Source organism: Pseudooceanicola aestuarii, assembly GCF_010614805.1.
GTDB classification, from domain to species: domain Bacteria; phylum Pseudomonadota; class Alphaproteobacteria; order Rhodobacterales; family Rhodobacteraceae; genus Pseudooceanicola; species Pseudooceanicola aestuarii.
The window spans coordinates 1,248,758-1,270,327 of the sequence record NZ_JAAFZC010000001.1 but is presented as its reverse complement, the minus strand read 5'-3'; the positions used below and the strand labels follow the sequence as shown (position 1 = coordinate 1,270,327).

Sequence of the window (21,570 nt, the reverse complement as noted above, 5' to 3'; positions counted from 1 at the left end):
TTCGGTCAGCCCCTTCCTGACGCGAAGCGCCGCGAATGCCAAGGGCAGGCCGCCATCGCCAAAACAGGTGACAGCCCCTGCCCGGGGATGCTTTGATGACCCTAGGTCAACCACTCGCGCCGGCAGACGGCGCCCGGCCTGTCGTCTTCCGCGTTCAACAAGGGATCCGATCATGAAAACCTTGCCGTTTCTCTATTTCACCCTGGCCGCCCTTCTGGCCCTGATCGGCATGGCCTGGGGCATCCAGATGTCCGCCACCGCCGATCACACGCTGGCCCCGGCCCATGCGCATCTGAACCTGTTGGGATTTGTCAGTTTTGCCGTCTTTGGCACGTTCTACCACCTGGTCCCGCAGGCGGCGGAGGGCTGGCTGGCCCGCGCGCAGGCGGCGCTGGCCGTGCTGGGCGTGGTGCTGATCGTGCCCGGCATCGTCATGGCCATCCGCGAAACCGGCGAGGCGATGGCCAAGGTCGGATCGCTGCTGACCCTGCTGTCCATGGCGCTGTTCCTGGTGGTAATCGTGGTGCACGCCCGGCCGCGCCGGGCCTGACCACGCGCCCCCCCTGGCACCGCAAACGCAAACGGGCCACACCCGATGGCGCGGCCCGTTGTGGTGCGATCTGACGGCGCAGAGCCGGATCAGGCGACGTCGAATTCCAGCGGCTTGATCTGGCGGAACATGCCGGTCTTGGACAAATGCTCCAGCGCCGTGTCGTTCGGCGCCTCGTCCAGATACAGCAGCGCGATCGCCTCGCCACCCTGCGCGGCACGGCCCAGGGTGAAGTTGGCGATGTTCACACCGTTGGTGCCCATGGTCTGGCCCAGGGTGCCGATGATGCCCGGCACGTCCTCGTTCGTGGTATAGAGCATATGGGCGCCCACCTCGGCATCGATATTGATGCCCTTGATCTGGATGAACCGCGGCTTGCCATCGCTGAACACCGTCCCGGCGACCGAACGTTCGCGTTTCTCCGTCACCACCGTGACCTTGACATAACCGTCGAAGGCGCCGGATTTGTTCTGGTTGGTGGTGGAGATCTTGATGCCGCGTTCCTGCGCGACCACCGGGGCCGACACCATGTTCACATCGGGGTTGGCACGCTTCATGATCCCCGCGATGGCCGAACAATTCAGCGCCGCCAGGTTCATGTCGGCGACCACGCCGTCATACAGGATGTTGATCGCCTTGATCGGTTCGTCCGTCATCTGGCCGATGAAGGCGCCCAGATGATCCGACAGCTTGACCCAGGGGCCCATGACCTTGGCTTCCTCGGCGGTCATGGAGGGCATGTTCAGCGCGTTTTCGACCGCGCCGTCCAGCAGGTAGTTGGACATCTGTTCGGCGACCTGAAGCGCGACGTTCTCCTGCGCCTCGGAGGTGGCGGCGCCCAGATGCGGGGTGCAGACCACGTTGGGCAGGTTGAACAGCGGGTTTTCCGTCGCCGGTTCTTCGGAAAAGACGTCAAAGGCGGCACCGGCCACATGGCCCGATTGCAGCATGTCGGCCAGAGCGGCCTCGTCCACCAATCCGCCACGGGCACAATTGATGATGCGCACGCCCTTCTTGGTCTTCTCCAGATTTTCGCGCGACAGGATGTTGCGGGTCTGGTCGGTCAGCGGCACGTGCAGGGTGATGAAATCGGCGCGCTCCAGCAGGGCGTCCAGCTCCACCTTTTCCACGCCCATCTTGGCGGCCTTCTCCGCGCTCAGGAACGGGTCATAGGCCGCGACTTTCATCTTCAGCCCACGGGCGCGGTCGCAGACGATGCCGCCGATGTTTCCCGCGCCGATCACGCCCAGCGTCTTGTTCGTCAGCTCCACCCCCATGAAACGGGATTTCTCCCACTTCCCGGCATGGGTGGAGGCCGAGGCCTCGGGGATCTGGCGCGCCACTGCGAACATCATCGCGATGGCGTGTTCGGCGGTGGTGATCATGTTGCCGAAGGGCGTGTTCATCACGATCACGCCCTTCTTGGAGGCGGCGTCCTTGTCGATGTTGTCGGTGCCGATCCCGGCGCGGCCGATCACCTTCAGGTTGGTGGCATTGGCCAGGATCTTGTCGGTGACCTTGGTGGCCGAGCGGATCGCCAGACCGTCGTACTGGCCGATCACCTCGGCCAGCTTGTCCTTGTCCTTGCCCAGGTCGGGCTGGAAATCGACATCGATGCCGCGATCCTTGAAGATCTGGACGGCGGCGGGGGACAGTTTGTCGGAAATCAGAACTTTGGGGGCCATGTCATGGGCTCCTTGCGGGGGCGTCACTGCGCCCGGAAACTGGGGGAAGTCGGGCAGGGTCATGGCCCCGCCCGGAATGCATCACGGAAGGATCAGGCCGCCTGGGACAACGCGGCGATCTCGGCCTCGAAGGCCCATTCCAGCCAGGGCAGCATCGCCTGGATATCGGCCGTCTCTACCGTCGCGCCGCACCAGATGCGCAGCCCGGCAGGGGCGTCACGATAGGCCCCGATGTCCAGCGCCACGCCTTCGGCCTCCAGCCGCTTGGCCACGGCCTTGGCGAAGGTAGCGCCATCGGTGATGCGCGCATCGGTGAACTTCAGACAGACCGAGGTGTTGGACCGCGTGGCGTCATCCTCTGCCAGGTTGTCGATCCAGTCCCGCGCGGCGCAGAACTCCCAGATCGCCTGCGCATTGGCATCGGCCCGCGCCATCAGCCCGGACAGCCCACCGACATTGCGCGCCCAATCCAGCGCGACAAGGTAATCCTCGACCGCCAGCATGGAGGGGGTGTTGATCGTCTCGCCCTTGAAGATGCCCTCGATCAGCTTCCCGCCCTTGGTCATGCGGAAGATCTTGGGCAGGGGCCAGGCGGGGGTGTAGCTTTCCAGCCGCTCCACCGCGCGCGGCGACAGGATCAGCATCCCATGCGCCGCCTCGCCGCCCATCACCTTCTGCCAGGAGAAGGTCGTCACATCCAGCTTGTCCCACGGCAGATCCTGGGCAAACGCGGCCGAAGTCGCGTCGCAGATCGTCAGCCCGCCGCGATCGGCGGGGATGGCATCGCCGTTGGGAACCCGCACGCCCGAGGTGGTGCCGTTCCAGGTGAAGACGACATCGGTGTCGAAATCGACCTGTGCCAGATCGACGATCTGACCGTAATCGGCGGTCTTCACCTCCGCGTCCAGCTTCAGCTGCTTGACCACATCGGTGACCCAGCCGGCGCCAAAGCTTTCCCAGGCCAGCATCGTCGCCTTGCGCGCGCCCAGCAGGGACCACATGGCCATTTCCATCGCCCCGGTGTCCGAGGCGGGCACGATGCCGATCTTGTACTCTGCCGGAACGCCCAACAGCGCGCGCGTCTCCTCGATCGCGGCCTTCAGCTTGTCCTTGCCCACGGCGGCGCGGTGGCTGCGGCCCAGGGCGGCATCGGACAACGCCGAGATTTCGAATGTGGGGATCTTGGCACAGGGGCCAGAGGAGAAACGCGGATTCGTCGGCCGCGTCGCCGGTGCATCAATAGCCATATAGCTACCCTTCCAGATAAGCGCCCCTCGTTGGGGAGGGGTGTCCCGCTGCCGCTCCTAGCGGGGATTCGGGGGCACGGCAAGCGGCCATCGCGCCGCTTTCTCCGGGCGATGGGTCGTTTTCCCGCCCCGCGCGACGCCCCTGTCGCCTATCGGAAACTTCGCCGCCCGGCGCCGTCACGGGGCTGGCGCCGGAGGTCGTGCCATGGTTTATCCCGTCGCGACCGCGACAGGAGCCCGCCGATGTTCACCGCCACCCTGACCACCGACCCCGCCGCCCCCGCCCTGAACCCGGCCCTGGCCGAGGCGCTGCGCAACGCCTGGGGCGGCGGTGCCCTGCAATGGCTGGCCCCCGACGAGGCGGCGGAATTCGCCCTGCCGCAGGTGCCGGACAATTTCCGGGCGGTCTGGACCGATCTTCAAGGTCAGCGCGTCGACCTGAACATCCAGCCCACCGAAGGCCGGCGCAAGCGGATGCTGCTGGCCGACATGGACAGCACGATGATCCGCCAGGAATGCATCGACGAACTGGCCGAAGAGGCCGGTGTCGGCGCTCAGGTCAAGCAGATCACCGCCCGCGCCATGAACGGAGAGCTGGATTTCGACGGCGCCCTGACGGAACGTGTCGCCCTGCTGAAAGGGTTGGCCGAAACGGTCATCGCCCGCGTGTTGGAGACCCGCATCCAGCTGATGCCCGGCGGCCCGCAGCTGCTGGCCACGATGAAGGCCGACGGCGCCTATTGCGCACTGGTCTCGGGCGGGTTCACCGCCTTTACGTCGGCCATTGCCGCGCAGCTGGGCTTTGACGAGAATCGCGCCAATGTGCTGCATGCGGATGGCGGCGTCCTCACCGGGACTGTCGCACTGCCGATCCTCGGCCGGGAGGCCAAGGTGCAGGCGCTGGAGGAGATCACCGCCCGGCTGGGCCTGACCGAGGATCAGGTGATGGCCGTGGGCGACGGCGCCAATGATCTGGGCATGCTGGGCCGCGCCGGGGCGGGGGTTGCCCTGCACGCCAAACCCGTGGTCGCGGCGGAATGCGCGCTGCGGGTGAATTTCGGCGACCTGACCAGCCTGCTGTACCTACAGGGCTATTCGGCGGATGACTTCATCACGCCGGGCTGAACGATCCCGGCTCCTTCTTATTTACACCTCCATTAATTAACTATTGCGTTAATTAACTGTTTCTGCAAACATGTGGGCATGAATGATCTTGCCCGCACCTTCTCTGCCTTGGCCGATGAAACCCGCTTGTCCCTTGTGGACCGGCTTCTGAGCGATGGCGAATTGCCCGCCGGTGACCTGGCCCAGGGGCTGGACATCACCGCGCCTGCGGTCTCGCGCCACCTGAAGGTGCTGCGCCAGGCCGGGGTGATCGCGCAGCGGGCGGAGGGGACGCGCCGGCTCTACTCCATCCGGCCGGAGGCGCTGAAGCGCATCAACGGCTGGACCATGGATCACCGCGCGGTCTGGGCGGACAGCCTGGACCGGCTGGACGGGCTGCTGGCCCTCGACCCCGAAGGAGACACCTGATGAAGGATTCCGACAGCTTCGACGCCGATTTCATCCGCGATTATCCCGTCGCCCCGGATCGTCTGTGGCAGGCGGTCACGCAGCCCGATCAACTGATGCAATGGTTCGGCCCCGAAGGGGTGCGCCAGGTCGATTGCGCCATGGATTTCACCGCCCCCGGCCCCTGGCATTGCGTGATGGAGGGGCGCGAAAGCGGCGACCGATTTCACGTCTCCGGGCAGGTCACCTCGGTGCAGCCGCCACGGGAGGGGGCCGGGCGCGTCTCCTTCACCTGGGCCTGGCATGACGGCAGCGGTGCGCGCGGCGCTGAAAGCTTCGTGACCTTCGAGGTGACGCGCACCGATACCGGCGCCCGGCTGACCCTGACCCATCGCGGCCTGACCACCCTGGAGGCGGCGCAAAGCCACAGCCGTGGCTGGACCTCCACCCTGCTGTGCCTGGACCGTCACCTGGCCTGACGGCCCGCCCTTTTCCGACCGACCCCATTTGCAGACCGAACCCGAAAGGACCATTTCGATGCCCAAGTACCTGTTTATCTACCACGCCGACAAACCGATGCAGCCCGAACCCGGCCAGGAGGCCGAAGCGATGGCCGCCTGGGGCCGCTGGATGGAAACCCACGCCGCCGCCATCGACCAGCCCGGCGATCCGGTGGGCCTGTCGAAATCCGTCACCGCCGACGGGATCAGCGACAGCGTGCCCAACGCCGCCTTCGGCTATTCCATCGTCTCCGCACCGGACATGGACGCCGCCTGCAAGATCGCGGCGGACAATCCCATGGTGGCCGGTGGCGGCTCTGTCGAAGTGGCGGAGATCATGCCGATCGAGATGTGATCGCCGCGCCGTTCCCGAAAACGCGCAAAGGCCGCGCCCTGTCACCGGGCGCGGCCTTTGTCATCTTTTGCATAGCGCGCGGCACCGTCCCCGGCCAGATCGGCCATCACGGCCAGGCGAGGCCAAATCGCGCGCGATCAGGCGCCGTAGGGCACCCAGACCGTCTTGACCTCGGTCGCGGCATCCAGGAAGGCGCGGCCTTCGCCCTCCGCCCCGGTCCAGTCGCGGGCCTGCCGGTTGTTCACCCAGGTCCGTTTCAGGTTCCCGGCGCTGCCTTCCTCCACGACCTTCGACAGGTCGGTCGACGAAAACGACCAGACCGCATCGACATCCAGATGCCTGGCCAGCACGGGGGCCAGATCTTCATGCGGGCCGGCCAGGATGTTCACCACGCCGCCGGGCACGTCCGAGGTGTCCAGAACCTGGTAGAAATCGCTCGCGCTCAGCGGATGCGGCTCCGACGCGACCAGCACGGCGCGGTTGCCCATGGCGATGGCCGGCGCCATGACCGACAGCAGCCCCAGCAGCGGCGCCTCGTCCGGGCAGAGCGCACCGATCACACCCACGGGTTCGCGCATCGCCAGCGCCACCCCCCGGATCGGGACCGAGCGCACGTCGCCGCCGTACTTGTCTGCCCAGGCCGCATAGGTGAACAGGCGCTGCACGCTGGCCGCCACCTCTCCGGCCCCGCCATTGCCACCGACCTGCGCGTCGATGCGGGCGGCGAATTCATCGGCCCGCGCTTCCAGGTTCTCGGCGATGTAATACAGGATCTGCGCCCGCAGATGCCCCGTGGTGCCCGACCAACCCGCAGCCTGGCGCGCCGCCTCCACCGCATTGCGGATGTCCTTGCGGTTGGCGATGCCGACCTGACCCAGAACGCGCCCCTCGGCGCCCACCACCGCGCGGGTATAACCGCCGTCGGGGCGGGCCTGTTTGCCACCGATGTAGAATTTCGGCGTCCGGTCCAGCCCCTGCATCGTGTCGGGCGTTCCGCCCTCTGCCGGTTCGATCCGGGTCAGCGGCGCGGGCGTCGCCTTGGGCCGGGTGTAGGCCATCAGCCCCTCCCACCCGCCTTCGCGGCCAAACCCGCTTTCGCGGACCCCGCCGAACCCGGCGGCGGCGTCGAACATGTTGGTGCCGTTCACCCAGACCACGCCCGCCACCAGTTTGGGCGCTACGTCCAGCGCCAGGTTCACATTCTCCGACCACAGCGTCGCCGCCAGACCATAGCGCGTGTCATTGGCCAGCTGCACAGCCTCCGCCGGGGTGCGGAACGTGGTGGAGACGAGGACCGGGCCAAAGATCTCTTCCTGCATCAGCGGATCGGCCGGTTCCAGCCCGGTGATCAGCGTAGGCGGGTAGAAACAGCCCTCCGGCACGTCGCAGGCGGCGTGATGCACCTCGCCCCCGGCCCCCGCGACAAGGCCGCGAATACGCTCCAGCTGCACGGGATCGACGATGGCGCCGATGTCGATGCTCTTGTCCAGCGGATCGCCGATACGCAGCTTGTCCATCCGCGCCTTCAGCCGGGTGTGGAACTGATCCGCGATGCCCTCCTGCACCAGCAGGCGCGATCCGGCACAGCAGACTTGCCCCTGATTGAACCAGATGGCATCGACCAGCCCTTCGATCGCGCTGTCGATATCGGCATCCTCGAAGACGATGTAGGGCGACTTGCCCCCCAGCTCCAAAGTCAGTGCCTTGCCCTGCCCGGCAGTGGCGCGGCGGATGCGCCGCCCCACCTCGGTGGAACCGGTAAAGGCGACCTTGTCCACCCCCGCGTGGCCCACGATCATCTCGCCCACGGCGCCATCGCCGGTGACGATGTTGACCACCCCGCGCGGCAACCCGGCCTGACGGCACAGATCGGCAAAGGCCAGCGCGGTGAGCGAGGTATATTCCGCCGGCTTCAACACCACGCAATTGCCCATCGCCAGCGCCGGGGCGACCTTCCAGGCCAGCATCAGCAGCGGGAAGTTCCAGGGGATCACCTGACCGCAGACGCCCAGAGCTTGCCGGTCGGGCAGTTCGGCCTGCATCAACTGGGCCATACCCGCGTGATAGTAGAAATGCCGTGCCACCAGCGGCACGTCGATGTCGCGGCTTTCACGGATCGGTTTGCCGTTGTCCAGCGTTTCCAGAACGGCGAGCAGCCGGGCGTTCTTCTGCACCAGCCGCGCCAACGCATAGAGATGCCGCGCCCGGCCCGGTCCGCCCAGATCGGCCCAGCCCGACTGCGCGGCACGGGCTGAGGCGACGGCGCGGTCGACATCCTCCGCCGTGGCCTGCGTCACCTCGGCCAGGACCTCGCCATTGGCGGGGTTCCTGGTCTCGAACAGCGTGCCCGGCGCCTCGAACGCGCCGTCGATGAAGGCGCCGAACTGGCTGCCCTGATCCACGATCCAGGCCAGCGCATCGCCCGAGGCCTCCGGCGCGGGGCCGTAGTCCATGCTGTCGAAAATGTCCCTGACGTTCATCCTCTCGGCCCCTTCATCTTTCTACGAATACGCATCTTCGGCCCGGCCCGCTCAGCTTGCCGCATGGCGCCAACTGGCCGAATAGGCCCCGGTCACGTGGTGTTCCAGCTGCCGCTCGATATCGCCCAGCAGCGACGAGGCGCCAAAGCGGAAGAGATCGGGCATCAGCCAGCGGTCGCCCAGCTCTTCCTTGATCAGCGCCAGATAGGTCAGCGCGTCCTTGGCCTTGGAAATTCCCCCGGCGGGTTTGTACCCCACGCGGTGGCCTGTCCGCTCGTGGTAGTCACGGATGGCGCGCAGCATGACCAGCGTTACCGGCAGGGTGGCGTTCACGCTTTCCTTGCCGGTGGAGGTCTTGATGAAATCCGCCCCCGCCATCATGCACACCAGCGAAGCGCGCGCCACGTTGCGCAGGGTCCCCAGCTCTCCGGTGGCGAGGATCGCCTTCACATGGGCCTGACCGCAAGCCTCGCGAAAGGCCTTCATCTCGTCATAGAGCGCCTGCCAATTCCCGGTCAGCACGTGGCGGCGGGAAATCACGATGTCGATCTCCTCGGCCCCGGCGGCGACACTTTCGCCGATCTCCGCCACCCGCAGGTGAAAGGGCGACAGCCCGGCGGGGAACCCGGTGGAAACGGCGGCGACCGGGATGCCGCTGCCGCGCAGGGCGGCGACGGCGGCGGGCACCATGTCGTGATAGACGCAGACCGCGCCTGTGGTCAGCCCGCCCATCTCCAGCGTTTCCAGCAGATCGGCGCGCACCGGTTGGCGGGCCTTGGCGCACAGGCGCCGTACCCGGCCTTCGGTGTCGTCGCCGGCCAGGGTGGTCAGGTCGATGCAACTGACGGCCTTGCACAGCCATGCCGCCTGGTGCGCCTTCTTCACGCTGCGCCGTCCGGGCAGGGTGGCGGCGCGGCGTTCGATGGCCGACCGGTTCGCCTGGGCACGCAACACCCAGTCCATGTCCAGCGCCATCCCCGGATTGCGCGGCTCCACCGCCTGGGGCAATTGCGCCTCTGGGGTCGTCGTTCCGGCCTGCTGCATTGCTGTCTCCCGCATCGCTTTCGACACCCGAACCGTGGCATGGCCCTGCCCGGCGCGCAAGCGTGCCCCGACGGCCCGGCCGGCCCTGCCTGCCGCGAAAACCGGCAGGGCCGCGCTTTGTCCTGCGAACGGTTCGCAGGAGGCTTGACAGAGATGCGAACCATTCGCAGTATCTTCGGGAACCGGATGAATTGCGAATCGTTCTCAACTCATGACCCCGCGAAAGGCTCCCATGTCCCTGACCCGCCGCCACTTCCTTGCCTCCTCTGCCGCGACGGCTGCCGCGATGACCGCCATTGCCCGTCCCGCCGCCGCCGCCGCCCCGCTGCACGTGGTCGCAACCACAGGTATGTTGGCCGATGCCGTTCGGGCCATCGGCGGGCCGGATGTCTCCGTCACCGGGCTGATGGGGCCGGGCATCGATCCGCATTCCTATCGCCAGACCCGATCCGACATCGTCGCCATGACCCGCGCCGACCTGACGATCTGGCACGGTCTCTACCTTGAGGCGCAGATGGAGGAGTTCCTGAAGGAGCTGTCCACCCGCAAGCCGGTCTTTGCCGCCGCCGAGGAGATCGAACGCAAAAGCCTGATCTCCCACCCCGATTACACCAATCGCCATGATCCCCACGTCTGGATGGATCCCGGCCTGTGGCGCACCCCCGTTGCCGCCATCGCCGAACGTCTGGCCGAAGCATTGCCGGGCCGGGCCGAGGCCATCGGCCAGCGGGCCGAGGCCTATCTGGGCCAGATCATCGCGCTGGACGATTACGCAGACAAGATGCTGACCAGCGTGCCGGAACCGGCCCGCGTTCTGGTCACCGCCCACGACGCCTTTGGCTATTTCGGCCGCGCCTACGGGTTCGAGGTTCTGGGCATCCAAGGCATTTCCACCGAAAGCGAGGCCGGGCTGAGCCGCATTGCCGAAGTCGTCGATACCCTGGTCACCCGTGGCATCGCCTCGGTCTTCGTGGAAAGCTCGGTCTCCGACCGCAATGTCCGCGCCCTGATCGAAGGGGCGGCGGCGCGCGGCCACGACGTGCGCATCGGCGGGGAACTCTACTCCGACGCGATGGGCGTGCCCGGCACCTACGAGGGCACCTATCCCGGCATGATCGACCACAATGTGACGATCATCGCGGAGGCCCTGGGCGGCACGCCGCCGCCGCAGGGGATGCAGAACATGCTGAACCGGGAGGCCTGAGCGATGGACCTGACCCTTGCCACGACCGAGGGCCGGCGCCCCGACGCCGAAGACCTGTCGGCCAGCCCCTTGGCCGTGCGCGGTATGACCGTGTCCTATGGCGGCAGTCCGGCTGTCTTCTCCATCGACATGACGGTGGCACCGGGACAGATGACGGCGATCGTGGGGCCGAACGGCGCTGGCAAATCGACCCTGTTGAAGGCGGCGATCGGCATCGTTCCCGCCGTTTCCGGCGCCGTGACGCTGTATGGTGCGCCGCTGGAACAGGCACGCCACCGGTTTGCCTACGTCCCGCAGCGGGCGTCGGTCGACTGGGATTTCCCGACCCGTGCCATTGATGTCGTGACCATGGGTCTCTACCGCAGGCTGGGCCTGTTCGGCCGCCTGCGCCGGGCGCAGCGCGATCATGCGATGGCCTGTCTGGCCCGCGTCGGCATGGAGACCTTTGCCACCCGCCAGATCGGCCAGCTGTCCGGCGGCCAGCAACAGCGCGTCTTCCTGGCCCGCGCCCTGGCCCAGGGCGCTGAGCTGTATATCCTGGACGAACCCTTTGCCGGGGTCGATGCGGCGACCGAAAAGGCGATCATCGCCGTGCTCAAGGCGCTGAAGGACGAAGGCCGCAGCATCGTCGCGGTGCATCACGACCTGTCCACGGTGCCCGATTACTTCGACCGGGTGTTCCTGATGAACAAGCACCGCATCGCCGAAGGCACCGTGACCGAGGCCTTTACCGATGCGAACCTGCAAGCCGCCTATGGCGGTCGGCTGGCGGTGGCACAGATCGACCCGCTGGCCGGGGCACGGGCCTGATCCATGTGGCCGGATTTTCTGCCTGACATCGGGTATAACGCCGCATTGGTTGCCAGTGGCGCCGGCCTGCTGGGCATTGCCGCGGGGGTAACGGGGACGTTCCTGTTCCTGCGCAAGCGGGCATTGGTTTCCGACGCGATTTCCCACGCGACGCTGCCGGGTGTGGCGCTGGCCTTCATCGTCATGGTCGCCCTGGGCGGCGACGGGCGGTCGCTGGCCGGGCTGATGGCCGGATCGGCCCTGTCTGCCGGGGCCGGGCTGCTGTGCGTGTCGTGGCTGACCCGCCGCACCCGCCTGACCGAGGACGCGGCCATCGGCGCGGTATTGTCGGTGTTTTTTGGCGCCGGCATCGTCCTGCTGACAATCATCCAATCCATGAGCGCCGGACGTCAGGCCGGGCTTGAGACATTTCTTCTGGGCGCCACCGCCGGGATGCTGCGCGCCGATGCGCTGGTTATCGCGGCAGGCGGGGCGCTGGCGCTGGCCGCCGCGCTGTTGCTGCGCCGCCCGATGATCCTGGCCGGATTCGACCCGGAATTCGCCGCCGCCTCGGGCCTGAACCTGGCGCGGATCGACCTGGCGATGATGGGGCTGGTGATGGCGGTCACCGTCACCGGGCTGAAGATCGTCGGCCTGATCCTGATCGTCGCCCTGCTGATCATCCCGCCGGTCACAGCGCGGCTGTGGTCCGACCGCTGGGACCGCGTGACCGCGCTGGCCGGGGTCATCGGCGGCGCGGCGGGGGTGATCGGGGCGCTGATCTCGGCCTCTGCGCCGGCGCTGCCCACCGGGCCGATCATCGTGCTGACCGGGTTCGCGGCCTTTGCCGTCTCCCTGCTGCTGTCGCCCCGGCGCGGACTGCTGGCCACCGGGCTGCGCCGCTTGCGCCTGCGCCGCCGGGTGCATCTGCACCAGGGACTGCTGGCGCTGGCACAGAACCAGCCGGTCTACGAGGATTTCACCCGCCGCATCCTGCACCGCGAAGGGCTGATCCGCCCCGATGGCGTCCCGACCGAGGCCGGGCGCGCCCGGGCCGGGCGGGCGCTGCTGGACGAAAGGCGCTGGCAATTGTTGCGCGCCAACCCCGAAGAAGAGGCCGCCGCCGCCCGGTATGACGGGCTGACCCGGATCGAGACGGTGCTGACTCCCGATCAGATCGCCCGCCTGGACCGCAGATTGAAGCCGGAGCGCCTGGCATGAACGAATTCGTCGCCCTGTCCCTGCCGCCGATGCTGATCGGCGCGCTGGCCGCACTGGCCTGTGCGCTGCCGGGGAATTTTCTGGTGCTGCGGCGCCAGGCGCTGATCGGCGATGCGATCTCGCATGTGGTGCTGCCGGGGATCGTCGTGGCCTTCCTGATCACCGGGCAAGTATCGACCTGGCCGATGATGCTGGGCGCCATGGGGGCCGCCGTTCTGGCCGTCGCGATGATCGAGGGCGTCCGCCGCGCCGGCCGGATCGAGCCGGGGGCCGCGATGGGCGTCGTCTTCACCACGCTGTTCGCCGCCGGGGTGCTGCTGCTGGAGCAATCTGACACCTCTTCCGTGCATCTGGACGTGCAGCACGCGCTCTATGGCAACCTGGAAAGCCTGATCTGGTTCGACGCCACCGGCTGGGGGTCGCTGCTGGACCCCGCCGCGCTGTCCACCCTGCCGCCGGAGCTGCCGCGCATGGCCGTGGTGCTGGTGGTGATCTGCCTGTTCCTGTGGATCGTCTGGCGTCCGCTGGTCATCGCCACCTTCGACGAGGGGTTCGCCCGCACGCTGGGCATCCCCACGGGCGCCTTGGGGATCGGGCTGGTCATCGCGTCGGCCATCGCGGCGGTCGCGGCCTTTGACGCGGTGGGGTCGATCATCGTGATCGCCATGTTCATCTGCCCCCCCGCCGCCGCGCGGATGATGACCGACAGCCTGCCCGCCCAGATAGGGTGGAGCGCAGGCTTCGCGATCCTCTCGGCCGTTGCCGGCTACGTACTGGCGGGATACGGGCCGCTGTGGCTGGGCTATGCCGATACGGTCAGCGCGGCGGGCATGATCGCCTGTGTCGCCGGCCTGATCCTGGCGCTGGCCGCGATGTTCGGCCCCCGCCGACGCGGCATGGCGCAGGCGGCGTAGGCCTGGCGCCCGGCAGTTCAGCCGGCGTGCAACAGGCCCGCCAGCGCACGGAACCCGGCGCGCGTCACCGCGTCTTCCATCGTGTCGGTCACCGGCACGTAAAGCGCCTGAAATGCCGCCAGATACGCGCCCCGCAAGGGGCCAGAGCCGATCAATACCGCCTGCTGCCCCAGCCACAGAGATTTCGCGGCGGCCATTTCGGCGCCGATCAATGCGCCCAGGGTCACTTCGGGTTGGCGGGCCTCGTCCAGCAACATGGCGAGGCGTTCAGGCCGGGACAGCGCCGCCTCGATCCCCTCGGGGCGGGTGACACCCTCGCATTGCAGGGAATGCGCCAGCTTTCCGGTCAGAGCGCCCTGGACATGGATGACCTCCCCCGCTGACAGGGTGGCCCAGACCGTGCGGTCCGGCCCCGGTGCGATGGCCACACCGTCCCAATGGGGGTTCAAGGTCTGAAAGCCCAGAAGCCGCAGTCGCAGATCCGCCGGCATCCCGGTCAGCGGCGGCAGATGGTTTCCCCCGGCCAGCGCCTCTGGCAGCAGTTTCGCGGGAATGCGGTCAGGCAGCACCGAGGGGTCGCCCACCACGATCCGCGCCACGCCCGCGCGCCGCGTCTCCCGTCCACCGGGCCCCCAGACGGAGCCGTCGCCGATAATGTCACCTTGCCAAGCCATGCCCTTGGTAAACCTGTCCGGGCCGCCGCCGTCAATACTCCTGTCGCGCGGGCGGCGCGCCGGTCTCCGCCGACCCCGTCAGGGCGACATGGGCATCGTATTGCGCCAGAAACACTTGGCCCGACAAGTCGTCCAGAAAATGCGAGCGTTTCAGCCGGTCCATCACCGGGCCCTTGACCTCGGACAGGTGCAGGGTGATGCCCAGCTCGGTCAGCCGGGTGTTGATCGCCTCCAGGCTTTCCAGCGCGGACAGGTCGATCTCGTTCACCGCCGAACACATCAGGACGACATGGCGGATCGGCTGATCGCAGACCACACGATCATAGATCAGATCCTGAAGAAAATGCGCATTGGCGAAATACAGGCTTTCGTCGATGCGGATGGTCACCAGCGCAGGAGTGGTCAGCACATTGTGCCGTTTGATGTTGCGGAAATGCTGGGTGCCGGGGACCAGCCCGACTTCGGCGACATGGGGGCGCGCGGTCTTCATCAGGAACAGCAGGACCGACAGGCCGACGCCCGCGCTGACCCCGATTTCCACGCCCGCGCCCAGCGTCAGCAGGATGGTCGCGGCGACGGCGGCGAAATCCATGCGGCTGTAGGTCCAGCTGTGGCGCAGGATCGCCAGATCCACCAGCCCCAGCACCGCGACGATGATCGTCGCCGCCAGCACCGCCTGCGGCAGGAAATACAGCAGCGGCGTCAGGAACAGCGCCGCCGCCGCGATGCCCAGGGCGGTAAAGGCCCCCGCCGCCGGGGTTTCCGCGCCTGCGTCGAAATTCACCACCGACCGGGCGAATCCACCGGTCACCGGGTAGCCGCCCGACACCGCCGCCGCGATGTTGGACGCGCCCAGCCCGATCAGCTCCTGATCCGGGGCGATGCGTTGGCGCCGCTTTGCCGCCAGGGTCTGCGCGACAGAGACGCTTTCGACGAAACCGATGACAGAGATCAGCAGCGCCGATAGGAACAGCTGTCCCCAGAGATCGGCGGAGAAGGACGGCAGGGTCAGCGGCGGCAGGCCGGTGGGCACCTCGCCCACGATGCGCACGCCCCGCTCTTGCAAGTCCAGCGCCCAGACCGTCAGCGTGGACAGCGCCACCGCCAGCACAGGCCCCGCCTTGGCCAGCAGATCCGCCAGGCGCGGCGGCAGGCCAAGGGACCGCAGCAGCGGCTTCAGCCCGCGCCGTACCCAGAACAGAAAGCCGATGGTCGCAGCACCGATGGCCAGGGTGATCAGGTTGGTCTGCCCCAGATTGCCGATCAGGCTGCCCAGCAATTCGGGCAGCGTATGGCCCTGCGCGGGCACGCCGAAGATATGTTTCAGCTGCGAGGTGGCGATCAGCAGGCCCGAGGCGGTGATGAAGCCCGCGATCACCGGGTGCGACAGGAAATTCGCCAACGCCCCCAGCCGGAACAGCCCCATCACCAGCAAGATCCCCCCCGACAGGAAGGCCAGGGTGATCGCCGCCACCGCGTATTCCGCCGTCCCCTGAAGCGCCAGGTTCCCCACCGCCGCCGCCGTCATCAGCGACACCACCGCCACCGGCCCCACCGCCAACGTGCGCGAGGTGCCGAACACCGCATAGGCGACCAGCGGCAGGACAGAGGCATAAAGCCCCATCTCCGCCGGTAATCCCGCCAGCAGCGCATAGGCCAGCGATTGCGGTATCAACATGATCGTCACGATCACCGCCGCCACCAGGTCGTTGGTCAGGGTGGCGCGCCCGTAGTCGCGCGACCAGTCGAGGATGGGCAGATATCGGGCAAGCGCGGCGCGGCGACCGGTTTGCGGGCGGGGACTGGTCATGGCGGGTCCGTTCGGTTGGCGTGGCCTCTGCGGCGCTGGCGTCATATAAATATATTTGAATATGATGCGCAAGCAGGCCGCCCGCTATCCCTCTCCCAGGTAGCGGCGCATCGCGGGGGACGGATCGGCAAAGGCCTGCTCCATAGGCACCGGAGCGGCGGCACGGCCCTCGTCCACCATGATCACGCTGTCGGCGATGCGGCGCGCGTCCTCGGGCGCGTGGGAAACCATCAGCAGGGTCGCGCCGGTTTCCTCGGCCACGCGGGCGACCAGGTCCAGCATGTCGGCGCGCAGCGCCGGGCCCAGCGCGGCAAAGGGTTCATCCAGCAGCAACAGCGGCCGGTCCTGCATCAGCACTCGGGCCAGCGCCGCGCGACTTTGCTGTCCGCCCGACAGCGCGCCGGGGCGGCGGTCGCCCATACCGGACAGGCCGACCCGGTCCAGCGCCTGCGCGATGGCCGCGCGATCTTCGCGCGTCAGGCGGCCCGTGGGGCGCAGGCCCAACCCGACATTGCGCGCGATATCCAGATGCGGAAACAGATTGCCATCCTGGAACAGCATCGCCACAGGCCGCTGCCCCGGCGCCAGCCCGTCAAGTCCGCGCCCCTGCCATCGGATCTGCCCGGCCTGCGGATCGACGAACCCGGCGATGGCGTTCAGCAGCGTGGACTTGCCCGCCCCCGACGGCCCGATCACCGCCACCCGCGCGCCCTGCGACACATGCAGGTCGGCGGACAGGGAAAAGTCCCCCTGGATCAATTCCACAGCATCAAGATCAAGCACGCCCGCCCCCCAGATCAAACAAGGCAAACAGCCCGAAACTCAAACACAGCAGCAACAGCCCGACCCCTGCTGCCGCCTCCATCTGGTAGGCGCCCATCAGGCGGTACATGAACAGCGGCAGGGTGGCGCGCTCGGGATCCGCGAACAGGGTGATCACCCCCAGATCCCCCATCGACAACGCCCCCGCCAGCCCCGCGCCATAGCCCAGCGCAGGTCGCATTCGTGGCAGCAGCAGCCAGCGCAGCCGCGCCAGCCCGCGCAGGCCCAGCTGATCCGCCAGCGGGCCGTGGTCCCGCTCGACCCGGTCCAAGGCCGGGGCGATGACCCGCAGGCAGAACGGCAGAGCCATCAGAACGTTGACCAGCGTCGTCATCGCCAGCGCCAGGCGGCTGGGGGCGATCAGCGGGTTTGCGATCAGGAAATAGCCGGTGCCCAGCACCAGCGCCGACAGGGCCAGCGGCATCAGGCCCAGAACCTCCACCCAGCGGCGGCGGGCGGCGGCAAGGGTCAGGGCCAGCCCGGCGGCCAGCAGCGCCGACAGCACCGCCACCACCAGAGAATTGCCCGCCGCCTGCCACAGCCCGTCCGGCATCCGGTCCAGCCCGCCCACACCGCGCCAACCCACGGCCAGCAACGGCCCGGACAGGAACACCACCGCCACGGACAGCACCGCAGCGTCCAGCAGACGCCACGCCCCCCCCGGCGCATCCCGGCGCATCACGGCACGGTCCAGCCCGGTGCCGCTGCCGTCGGCCACGGTCACGCGCAACGCCACCAGCGCGGCGGTGGCCACGATGGCGAATTGCACCAGTGCCAGCATCGCCGCGCGACCAAGGTCGAAGTCAAAGCGGAACGCCTGGTAGATCGCCAGCTCAACCGTCGTGGCGCGCGGCCCACCGCCCAGGATCAGCGCCACGGCAAACGACCCGAGGCAAATCGCGAAAATCGCCGCCAGCGCGCCGGGCACCACGGCCCGCAACATCGGCCATTCCAACAGGCGGAACACCTGACAGGGCGGCAGATCCAGCTGCGCCGCCAGGCGAAAGCGTTCGGCCGGGATGGCCTGCCACCCTTGCAACAGCATCCGTACCGCCAGCGGCATGTTGAAGAAGACATGGGCCAGTACCACGCCGTGCAACCCGTAGATCCGCACCGGGTCCAGCCCCGCCAGACCCAGCAGATCGTTCACCACGCCCTGGCGGCCAAAGACGGTCAGCAGCCCGGTCACCGCCACCACCACCGGCAGGATGAAGGGCGCGCCGGTCAGCACGATCAGCGCGCGGCGCCCGGCAAACCGCCGCCGCGCCAGGGCGCGTGCCACCGGCACCGCCAGCACGACAGAGACCAGCGCCGACAGCGCCGATTGCAGCAGGGTGAACCGAAGTGCAGCCCAATCCGCCGCTCCCGGCGCCACGCCGCCCCCCGCCCGCCACAGGATCGCGGCCAGCGGGGCCAGCAGGCACAGGGCGACGGTCAGCGCCGCCCCGACGCCCAGCCTGCCGCCTATTGCGACAGGGCGCCGCGCCATTCATCCAGCGCCGCGTCCCGCGCGGCCTGCGCCTCCTCGGCCGACATCAGCAACGGCGTTTCGGGCTGGATCAGCGTCTCGAACCCGGCGGGCAGCCCGCCTTCGGGCAGGACGGCGGGATACATCCAGTTGGTCGTCGGCAGAACCGCCTGCGCATCCGATCCCAGCAGATAGGTCAGGAAATCCTGCGCCAGCGTCTTCTGATCGGAACTCTCCAGGATGCCGGCGACTTCCACCTGCATGTAATGCCCCTCGTCGAAGGGCAGCGCGACCTTGCTGTCGTCTTCTTCCGCGATCAGGTGATAGGCCGGAGAGGTGGTGTAGCTGAGGACCAGATCGGCCTCGCCTTCCAGAAACAGCCCATAGGCTTCGGACCAGCCGGGGGTGACGGTCACGACATTGTCTGCCAGCGCCTCCCAGATTTCGCCCGCGCGGTCGCCATAGGCGGATTTGACCCACATCAGCAGCCCCAGGCCGGGGGTGGAGGACCGAGGGTCCTGGATGACGATGCTGCGATCGCTTTCCGCCAGCGCCTCGAAGGAGGTGGGGTGATCGGCGCCCGCCTGCCCGACAAAGGCGAAATAGCCCCAATCGAAGGGCACGAACCGGCTGTCGTCCCAGGCGATGGGCAGGTCGTATTCCGCGCTGACGCCGTGATCGGCGAACAATCCCGTCTCTGCCGCCGCGCCGATCAGCGCGGTGTCGAGACCCAGCACCACGTCGGCCTCGCTGCGGGGGCCTTCCAGCCGGACGCGCGACAAGAGGGCGGCGCCATCCCCGGCGGCGACGAATTCCACGTCACAGCCGCAGGAGGCCTCGAACCCCTGTTCGATGGCGGGGCCGGGGCCCCATTCGGTATTGAAACTGTCGTAGGTATACACCGTCAGAACGGGGTCCGCGGCCAGGGCCTGGCTGGCAGCCAGACAACCCGCGGCACATATCAGATGCTTCATGGCATCCTCCTTTCGTTGCTACGGGCGAAGAAGAAAGCGGCCTACCCTCTGTGGGATCGGGCCTTACCTTCCCTCCGCCGGTCTTAACCGGGTCAGGTTCAACGGGTTCGCATCGTGCATCTCAGCCACTGGGGCACCCCGAGGTAGGGCCGAAACTAGAACGCCGAAGACGGGAGAGCAAGGGCAACCGCGCCTGGCCGTCACCCGGACAATTGCACCCTCCGCGCCTTTGAGCTAACCCGAAGCGGACCAGCCCGGAGCCTTTCATGTCCTTCAATACCTTCGGCCACCTCTTCCGCGTCACCACCTGGGGCGAAAGCCATGGGCCCGCTCTGGGGGCCACGGTGGATGGCTGCCCGCCAGGCATCCCCATCGACGCGGCCGCGTTGCAGATCTGGCTGGACCGGCGCAAACCCGGCCAGTCGAAATACACTACCCAGCGGCGGGAACCCGATCAGGTGGAGATCCTGTCCGGCACATTCGAAGGCCGGACCACCGGCACCCCGATCCAGCTGATGATCCGCAACACCGACCAGCGGTCCAAGGATTATTCCGAGATCGCCGAGAAGTTCCGCCCCGGCCATGCCGACATCACCTATTGGCAGAAATACGGCATCCGCGATTATCGCGGCGGCGGCCGGTCCTCGGCCCGCGAAACGGCCGCACGGGTGGCGGCCGGCGGGGTGGCCCGCGCCGCGTTGGCGCATCTGGCACCGGATCTGCGGATCACCGGCTACATGACTCAAATCGGCCCGCACAGGATCGACCGCGAGGCGCTGGACCTGTCGATCCTGGATCAGAACCCGTTCTGGTGCCCTGATGCGGGGGCGGCAGAACATTGGGCCGGCTATCTGGACGGGCTGCGCAAATCGGGCAATTCCGTCGGCGCCGTGGTCGAGGTGATCGCCAGCGGCGCCCCGGCCGGGCTGGGTGCCCCGATCTATGCCAAGCTGGACACCGACCTGGCCGCCGCGATGATGTCGATCAACGCCGTCAAGGGCGTGGAGATCGGCGAGGGCATGGCCGCCGCCACCCTGACCGGCGAAGAAAACGCCGACGAGATCTTCATGGGCAATGACGGCCAGCCGGTCTATTCCTCCAACCACGCGGGCGGCATCCTTGGCGGCATTTCCACCGGGCAGGATCTGGTGGTGCGCTTTGCAGTGAAACCGACATCCTCCATCCTGAAGACACGGCAGACGATCACCCGCGCGGGCGAGGCGGCGGAGATCATCACCAAGGGCCGCCACGACCCCTGCGTCGGCATCCGCGCCGTCCCGGTGGGAGAGGCGATGATGGCCTGTGTCGTGCTGGACCACCTGTTGCTGCATCGCGGCCAGATCGGCGAGGCAGGCGGGCGGATCGGCTGAATGCTGAACGTTCTCTCCGTCACCCTGCCGATCTTCGCGATCATCGCCCTGGGCTACGGGCTGACGCTGCGCGGGGTTTTTGCACCGGAACATATGCAGACGCTGGGGCGCTTCGTGCTTCAGGTCTCCTTGCCCGCGCTGCTGTTCTACACCTTTGCCACCCGTGATCTGGGAGAGGTTCTGGATATCCGCTACCTGATCGCCGTGGGCACGGGCGCGGCGGCGACGCAGGCGGTGGCCTGGACCGTGATGCGGGTGCAGGGGCTGGGCCCGATGCGGCGCGCGGTGGCGGTGATGGGCACCGGCTGCTCCAACTCCGCCTTCATCGGCTATCCGATGCTTCTGATCGTCATGCCCGAAGTCGCGGCCCCGGTCCTGGCGATGAACTTCCTGGTGGAGAACTTCATCGGCACCCCCATCGGCCTGACCCTGCTGGAGGCCGCCCGCCCGAACGAGGGCGCCAGCCTGTTGAAACGCGTGGGCCGCCCGGTGCTGTCCGTCCTGCGCCGGCCGATGGTGATCGGGTTGCTGCTGGGCCTGGCCTTTACCCTGACCGGCCTGCCCCTGCCCGCCACCGCCGATCGGTTCCTGTCGCTGCTGTCGGCCCCGGCCGCGCCCATCGCGCTGTTCGTGATCGGCGGCACGCTGGTGGGGCTGGAGATGCGCGGCGACGTGAAGATCGCGGGCCAGATCGCGGCGATCAAGCTGATCGTGCATCCGCTGATGATCTGGCTGTGTCTGGGACTGCCGGTGCTGTTCGGGCTGGGCGCACTGTCGCCCGAGCTGGTCTTTGCGGCGCTGCTGACCGGGGTGCTGCCGATGTATACGATCTACACCATTCTGGCGCAGGACAGCGGCCATTCCGGGCTGGCGGCCATGGCCCTGGTCGGGGCCACGGCGGCATCGTTCTTCACCATCTCGCTGGTGCTGCTGCTCTACCTCTGAGCGCCC

20 protein-coding genes and 1 riboswitch are annotated in these 21,570 nt (G+C 67.8%); of the genes, 11 read left to right on the top strand and 9 right to left on the bottom strand.

Annotated elements, in window-relative coordinates; all coding sequences use genetic code 11:
• The first annotated feature begins 172 nt into the window (after positions 1–172).
• The gene (locus G5A46_RS05930) at positions 173–550 is read left to right on the top strand and encodes a cbb3-type cytochrome c oxidase subunit I (protein ID WP_163848206.1); all 378 of its coding nucleotides are present in this window, start codon (positions 173–175) and stop codon (positions 548–550) included.
• 89 nt (positions 551–639) lie between these two features.
• Here the strand turns inward: G5A46_RS05930 and serA are convergent, their stop codons facing one another.
• Both serA and G5A46_RS05920 read right to left on the bottom strand, forming a co-directional pair.
• Positions 640–2,235, bottom strand: coding sequence for a phosphoglycerate dehydrogenase (gene serA / locus G5A46_RS05925; RefSeq protein WP_163848204.1), 1,596 nt, complete (start codon positions 2,233–2,235; stop codon positions 640–642).
• 92 nt (positions 2,236–2,327) lie between these two features.
• A complete protein-coding gene (locus G5A46_RS05920) occupies positions 2,328–3,482 on the bottom strand; it encodes a phosphoserine transaminase (RefSeq protein WP_163848201.1) in 1,155 nt (384 codons plus the stop codon).
• 243 nt (positions 3,483–3,725) lie between these two features.
• Between G5A46_RS05920 and serB the strand changes: the two genes are divergently transcribed.
• From serB to G5A46_RS05900, 4 genes are all read left to right on the top strand, one after another.
• Positions 3,726–4,607: a phosphoserine phosphatase SerB gene (gene serB, locus G5A46_RS05915; RefSeq protein ID WP_163848199.1), complete on the top strand. Its 882-nt coding sequence runs from the start codon at positions 3,726–3,728 to the stop codon at positions 4,605–4,607.
• A gap of 78 nt (positions 4,608–4,685) precedes the next feature.
• Positions 4,686–5,015: an ArsR/SmtB family transcription factor gene (locus tag G5A46_RS05910; RefSeq protein ID WP_163848197.1), complete on the top strand. Its 330-nt coding sequence runs from the start codon at positions 4,686–4,688 to the stop codon at positions 5,013–5,015.
• Positions 5,015–5,473, top strand: a complete 459-nt coding sequence (locus G5A46_RS05905; RefSeq protein WP_163848194.1) for an SRPBCC family protein — start codon at positions 5,015–5,017, stop codon at positions 5,471–5,473. Before G5A46_RS05910 ends, G5A46_RS05905 begins: the two co-directional genes overlap by 1 nt.
• Before the next feature lie 58 nt (positions 5,474–5,531).
• A complete protein-coding gene (locus G5A46_RS05900; RefSeq protein ID WP_163848192.1) occupies positions 5,532–5,849 on the top strand; it encodes a YciI family protein in 318 nt (105 codons plus the stop codon).
• Between the two features lie 137 nt (positions 5,850–5,986).
• Here the strand turns inward: G5A46_RS05900 and G5A46_RS05895 are convergent, their stop codons facing one another.
• Entirely contained in the window at positions 5,987–8,329 is a 2,343-nt protein-coding gene (locus tag G5A46_RS05895) for an aldehyde dehydrogenase family protein (protein ID WP_163848190.1), read from the bottom strand.
• 51 nt (positions 8,330–8,380) lie between these two features.
• The gene (gene deoC / locus G5A46_RS05890; RefSeq protein ID WP_163848188.1) at positions 8,381–9,373 is read right to left on the bottom strand and encodes a deoxyribose-phosphate aldolase; all 993 of its coding nucleotides are present in this window, start codon (positions 9,371–9,373) and stop codon (positions 8,381–8,383) included.
• A gap of 232 nt (positions 9,374–9,605) precedes the next feature.
• Between deoC and G5A46_RS05885 the strand changes: the two genes are divergently transcribed.
• Genes G5A46_RS05885 through G5A46_RS05870 form a run of 4 tightly spaced genes read left to right on the top strand, consistent with a single transcriptional unit; the run spans position 9,606 to position 13,501 of the window.
• Positions 9,606–10,577, top strand: a complete 972-nt coding sequence (locus G5A46_RS05885) for a metal ABC transporter solute-binding protein, Zn/Mn family (RefSeq protein WP_163848185.1) — start codon at positions 9,606–9,608, stop codon at positions 10,575–10,577.
• A gap of 3 nt (positions 10,578–10,580) precedes the next feature.
• Entirely contained in the window at positions 10,581–11,387 is an 807-nt protein-coding gene (locus G5A46_RS05880) for a metal ABC transporter ATP-binding protein (protein ID WP_163848183.1), read from the top strand.
• A 3-nt stretch (positions 11,388–11,390) separates the two neighbouring features.
• Positions 11,391–12,587 (top strand): metal ABC transporter permease, encoded by a 1,197-nt coding sequence (locus G5A46_RS05875; RefSeq protein WP_163848182.1) that lies wholly within the window; start codon positions 11,391–11,393, stop codon positions 12,585–12,587.
• The gene (locus G5A46_RS05870) at positions 12,584–13,501 is read left to right on the top strand and encodes a metal ABC transporter permease (protein WP_163848180.1); all 918 of its coding nucleotides are present in this window, start codon (positions 12,584–12,586) and stop codon (positions 13,499–13,501) included. Before G5A46_RS05875 ends, G5A46_RS05870 begins: the two co-directional genes overlap by 4 nt.
• A 17-nt stretch (positions 13,502–13,518) precedes the next feature.
• Here G5A46_RS05870 and G5A46_RS05865 read toward each other — a convergent pair whose 3' ends face one another.
• The 5 genes from G5A46_RS05865 to thiB form a co-directional block, all read right to left on the bottom strand.
• Entirely contained in the window at positions 13,519–14,175 is a 657-nt protein-coding gene (locus G5A46_RS05865) for a 2-dehydro-3-deoxygalactonokinase (protein ID WP_163848178.1), read from the bottom strand.
• 31 nt (positions 14,176–14,206) lie between these two features.
• The gene (locus tag G5A46_RS05860) at positions 14,207–15,985 is read right to left on the bottom strand and encodes a SulP family inorganic anion transporter (protein ID WP_163848176.1); all 1,779 of its coding nucleotides are present in this window, start codon (positions 15,983–15,985) and stop codon (positions 14,207–14,209) included.
• An 84-nt stretch (positions 15,986–16,069) separates the two neighbouring features.
• Complete coding sequence (locus G5A46_RS05855) at positions 16,070–16,768, bottom strand: thiamine ABC transporter ATP-binding protein (protein ID WP_163848175.1); 699 nt, start codon at positions 16,766–16,768, stop codon at positions 16,070–16,072.
• Entirely contained in the window at positions 16,761–18,296 is a 1,536-nt protein-coding gene (locus tag G5A46_RS05850) for an ABC transporter permease family protein (protein ID WP_163848173.1), read from the bottom strand. Before G5A46_RS05850 ends, G5A46_RS05855 begins: the two co-directional genes overlap by 8 nt.
• On the bottom strand, positions 18,272–19,249 hold the full coding sequence (gene thiB / locus G5A46_RS05845; RefSeq protein ID WP_163848171.1) for a thiamine ABC transporter substrate binding subunit: 978 nt from the start codon (positions 19,247–19,249) through the stop codon (positions 18,272–18,274). Before thiB ends, G5A46_RS05850 begins: the two co-directional genes overlap by 25 nt.
• Before the next feature lie 52 nt (positions 19,250–19,301).
• Positions 19,302–19,400, bottom strand: a riboswitch (TPP riboswitch).
• 115 nt (positions 19,401–19,515) lie between these two features.
• Here thiB and aroC point away from each other — a divergent pair.
• Positions 19,516–20,619: a chorismate synthase gene (gene aroC / locus G5A46_RS05840; RefSeq protein ID WP_163848169.1), complete on the top strand. Its 1,104-nt coding sequence runs from the start codon at positions 19,516–19,518 to the stop codon at positions 20,617–20,619.
• Positions 20,620–21,564, top strand: coding sequence for an AEC family transporter (locus G5A46_RS05835; protein WP_163848167.1), 945 nt, complete (start codon positions 20,620–20,622; stop codon positions 21,562–21,564).
• Positions 21,565–21,570: the final 6 nt, after the last annotated feature.

What these genes read in the sequence shown, in the direction of transcription:
- G5A46_RS05920 (WP_163848201.1), bottom strand. Translation starts at nt 3,482, where the DNA reads ATGGCTATTGATGCACCGGCGACGCGGCCGACGAATCCGCGTTTCTCC.
- G5A46_RS05875 (WP_163848182.1), top strand. Translation starts at nt 11,391, where the DNA reads ATGTGGCCGGATTTTCTGCCTGACATCGGGTATAACGCCGCATTGGTT.
- G5A46_RS05835 (WP_163848167.1), top strand. Translation starts at nt 20,620, where the DNA reads ATGCTGAACGTTCTCTCCGTCACCCTGCCGATCTTCGCGATCATCGCC.
- G5A46_RS05930 (WP_163848206.1), top strand. Translation starts at nt 173, where the DNA reads ATGAAAACCTTGCCGTTTCTCTATTTCACCCTGGCCGCCCTTCTGGCC.
- thiB (WP_163848171.1), bottom strand. Translation starts at nt 19,249, where the DNA reads ATGAAGCATCTGATATGTGCCGCGGGTTGTCTGGCTGCCAGCCAGGCC.
- G5A46_RS05910 (WP_163848197.1), top strand. Translation starts at nt 4,686, where the DNA reads ATGAATGATCTTGCCCGCACCTTCTCTGCCTTGGCCGATGAAACCCGC.
- serB (WP_163848199.1), top strand. Translation starts at nt 3,726, where the DNA reads ATGTTCACCGCCACCCTGACCACCGACCCCGCCGCCCCCGCCCTGAAC.
- G5A46_RS05865 (WP_163848178.1), bottom strand. Translation starts at nt 14,175, where the DNA reads ATGGCTTGGCAAGGTGACATTATCGGCGACGGCTCCGTCTGGGGGCCC.
- G5A46_RS05860 (WP_163848176.1), bottom strand. Translation starts at nt 15,985, where the DNA reads ATGACCAGTCCCCGCCCGCAAACCGGTCGCCGCGCCGCGCTTGCCCGA.
- G5A46_RS05900 (WP_163848192.1), top strand. Translation starts at nt 5,532, where the DNA reads ATGCCCAAGTACCTGTTTATCTACCACGCCGACAAACCGATGCAGCCC.
- G5A46_RS05905 (WP_163848194.1), top strand. Translation starts at nt 5,015, where the DNA reads ATGAAGGATTCCGACAGCTTCGACGCCGATTTCATCCGCGATTATCCC.
- aroC (WP_163848169.1), top strand. Translation starts at nt 19,516, where the DNA reads ATGTCCTTCAATACCTTCGGCCACCTCTTCCGCGTCACCACCTGGGGC.
- G5A46_RS05885 (WP_163848185.1), top strand. Translation starts at nt 9,606, where the DNA reads ATGTCCCTGACCCGCCGCCACTTCCTTGCCTCCTCTGCCGCGACGGCT.
- serA (WP_163848204.1), bottom strand. Translation starts at nt 2,235, where the DNA reads ATGGCCCCCAAAGTTCTGATTTCCGACAAACTGTCCCCCGCCGCCGTC.
- G5A46_RS05850 (WP_163848173.1), bottom strand. Translation starts at nt 18,296, where the DNA reads ATGGCGCGGCGCCCTGTCGCAATAGGCGGCAGGCTGGGCGTCGGGGCG.
- G5A46_RS05895 (WP_163848190.1), bottom strand. Translation starts at nt 8,329, where the DNA reads ATGAACGTCAGGGACATTTTCGACAGCATGGACTACGGCCCCGCGCCG.
- G5A46_RS05870 (WP_163848180.1), top strand. Translation starts at nt 12,584, where the DNA reads ATGAACGAATTCGTCGCCCTGTCCCTGCCGCCGATGCTGATCGGCGCG.
- deoC (WP_163848188.1), bottom strand. Translation starts at nt 9,373, where the DNA reads ATGCAGCAGGCCGGAACGACGACCCCAGAGGCGCAATTGCCCCAGGCG.
- G5A46_RS05880 (WP_163848183.1), top strand. Translation starts at nt 10,581, where the DNA reads ATGGACCTGACCCTTGCCACGACCGAGGGCCGGCGCCCCGACGCCGAA.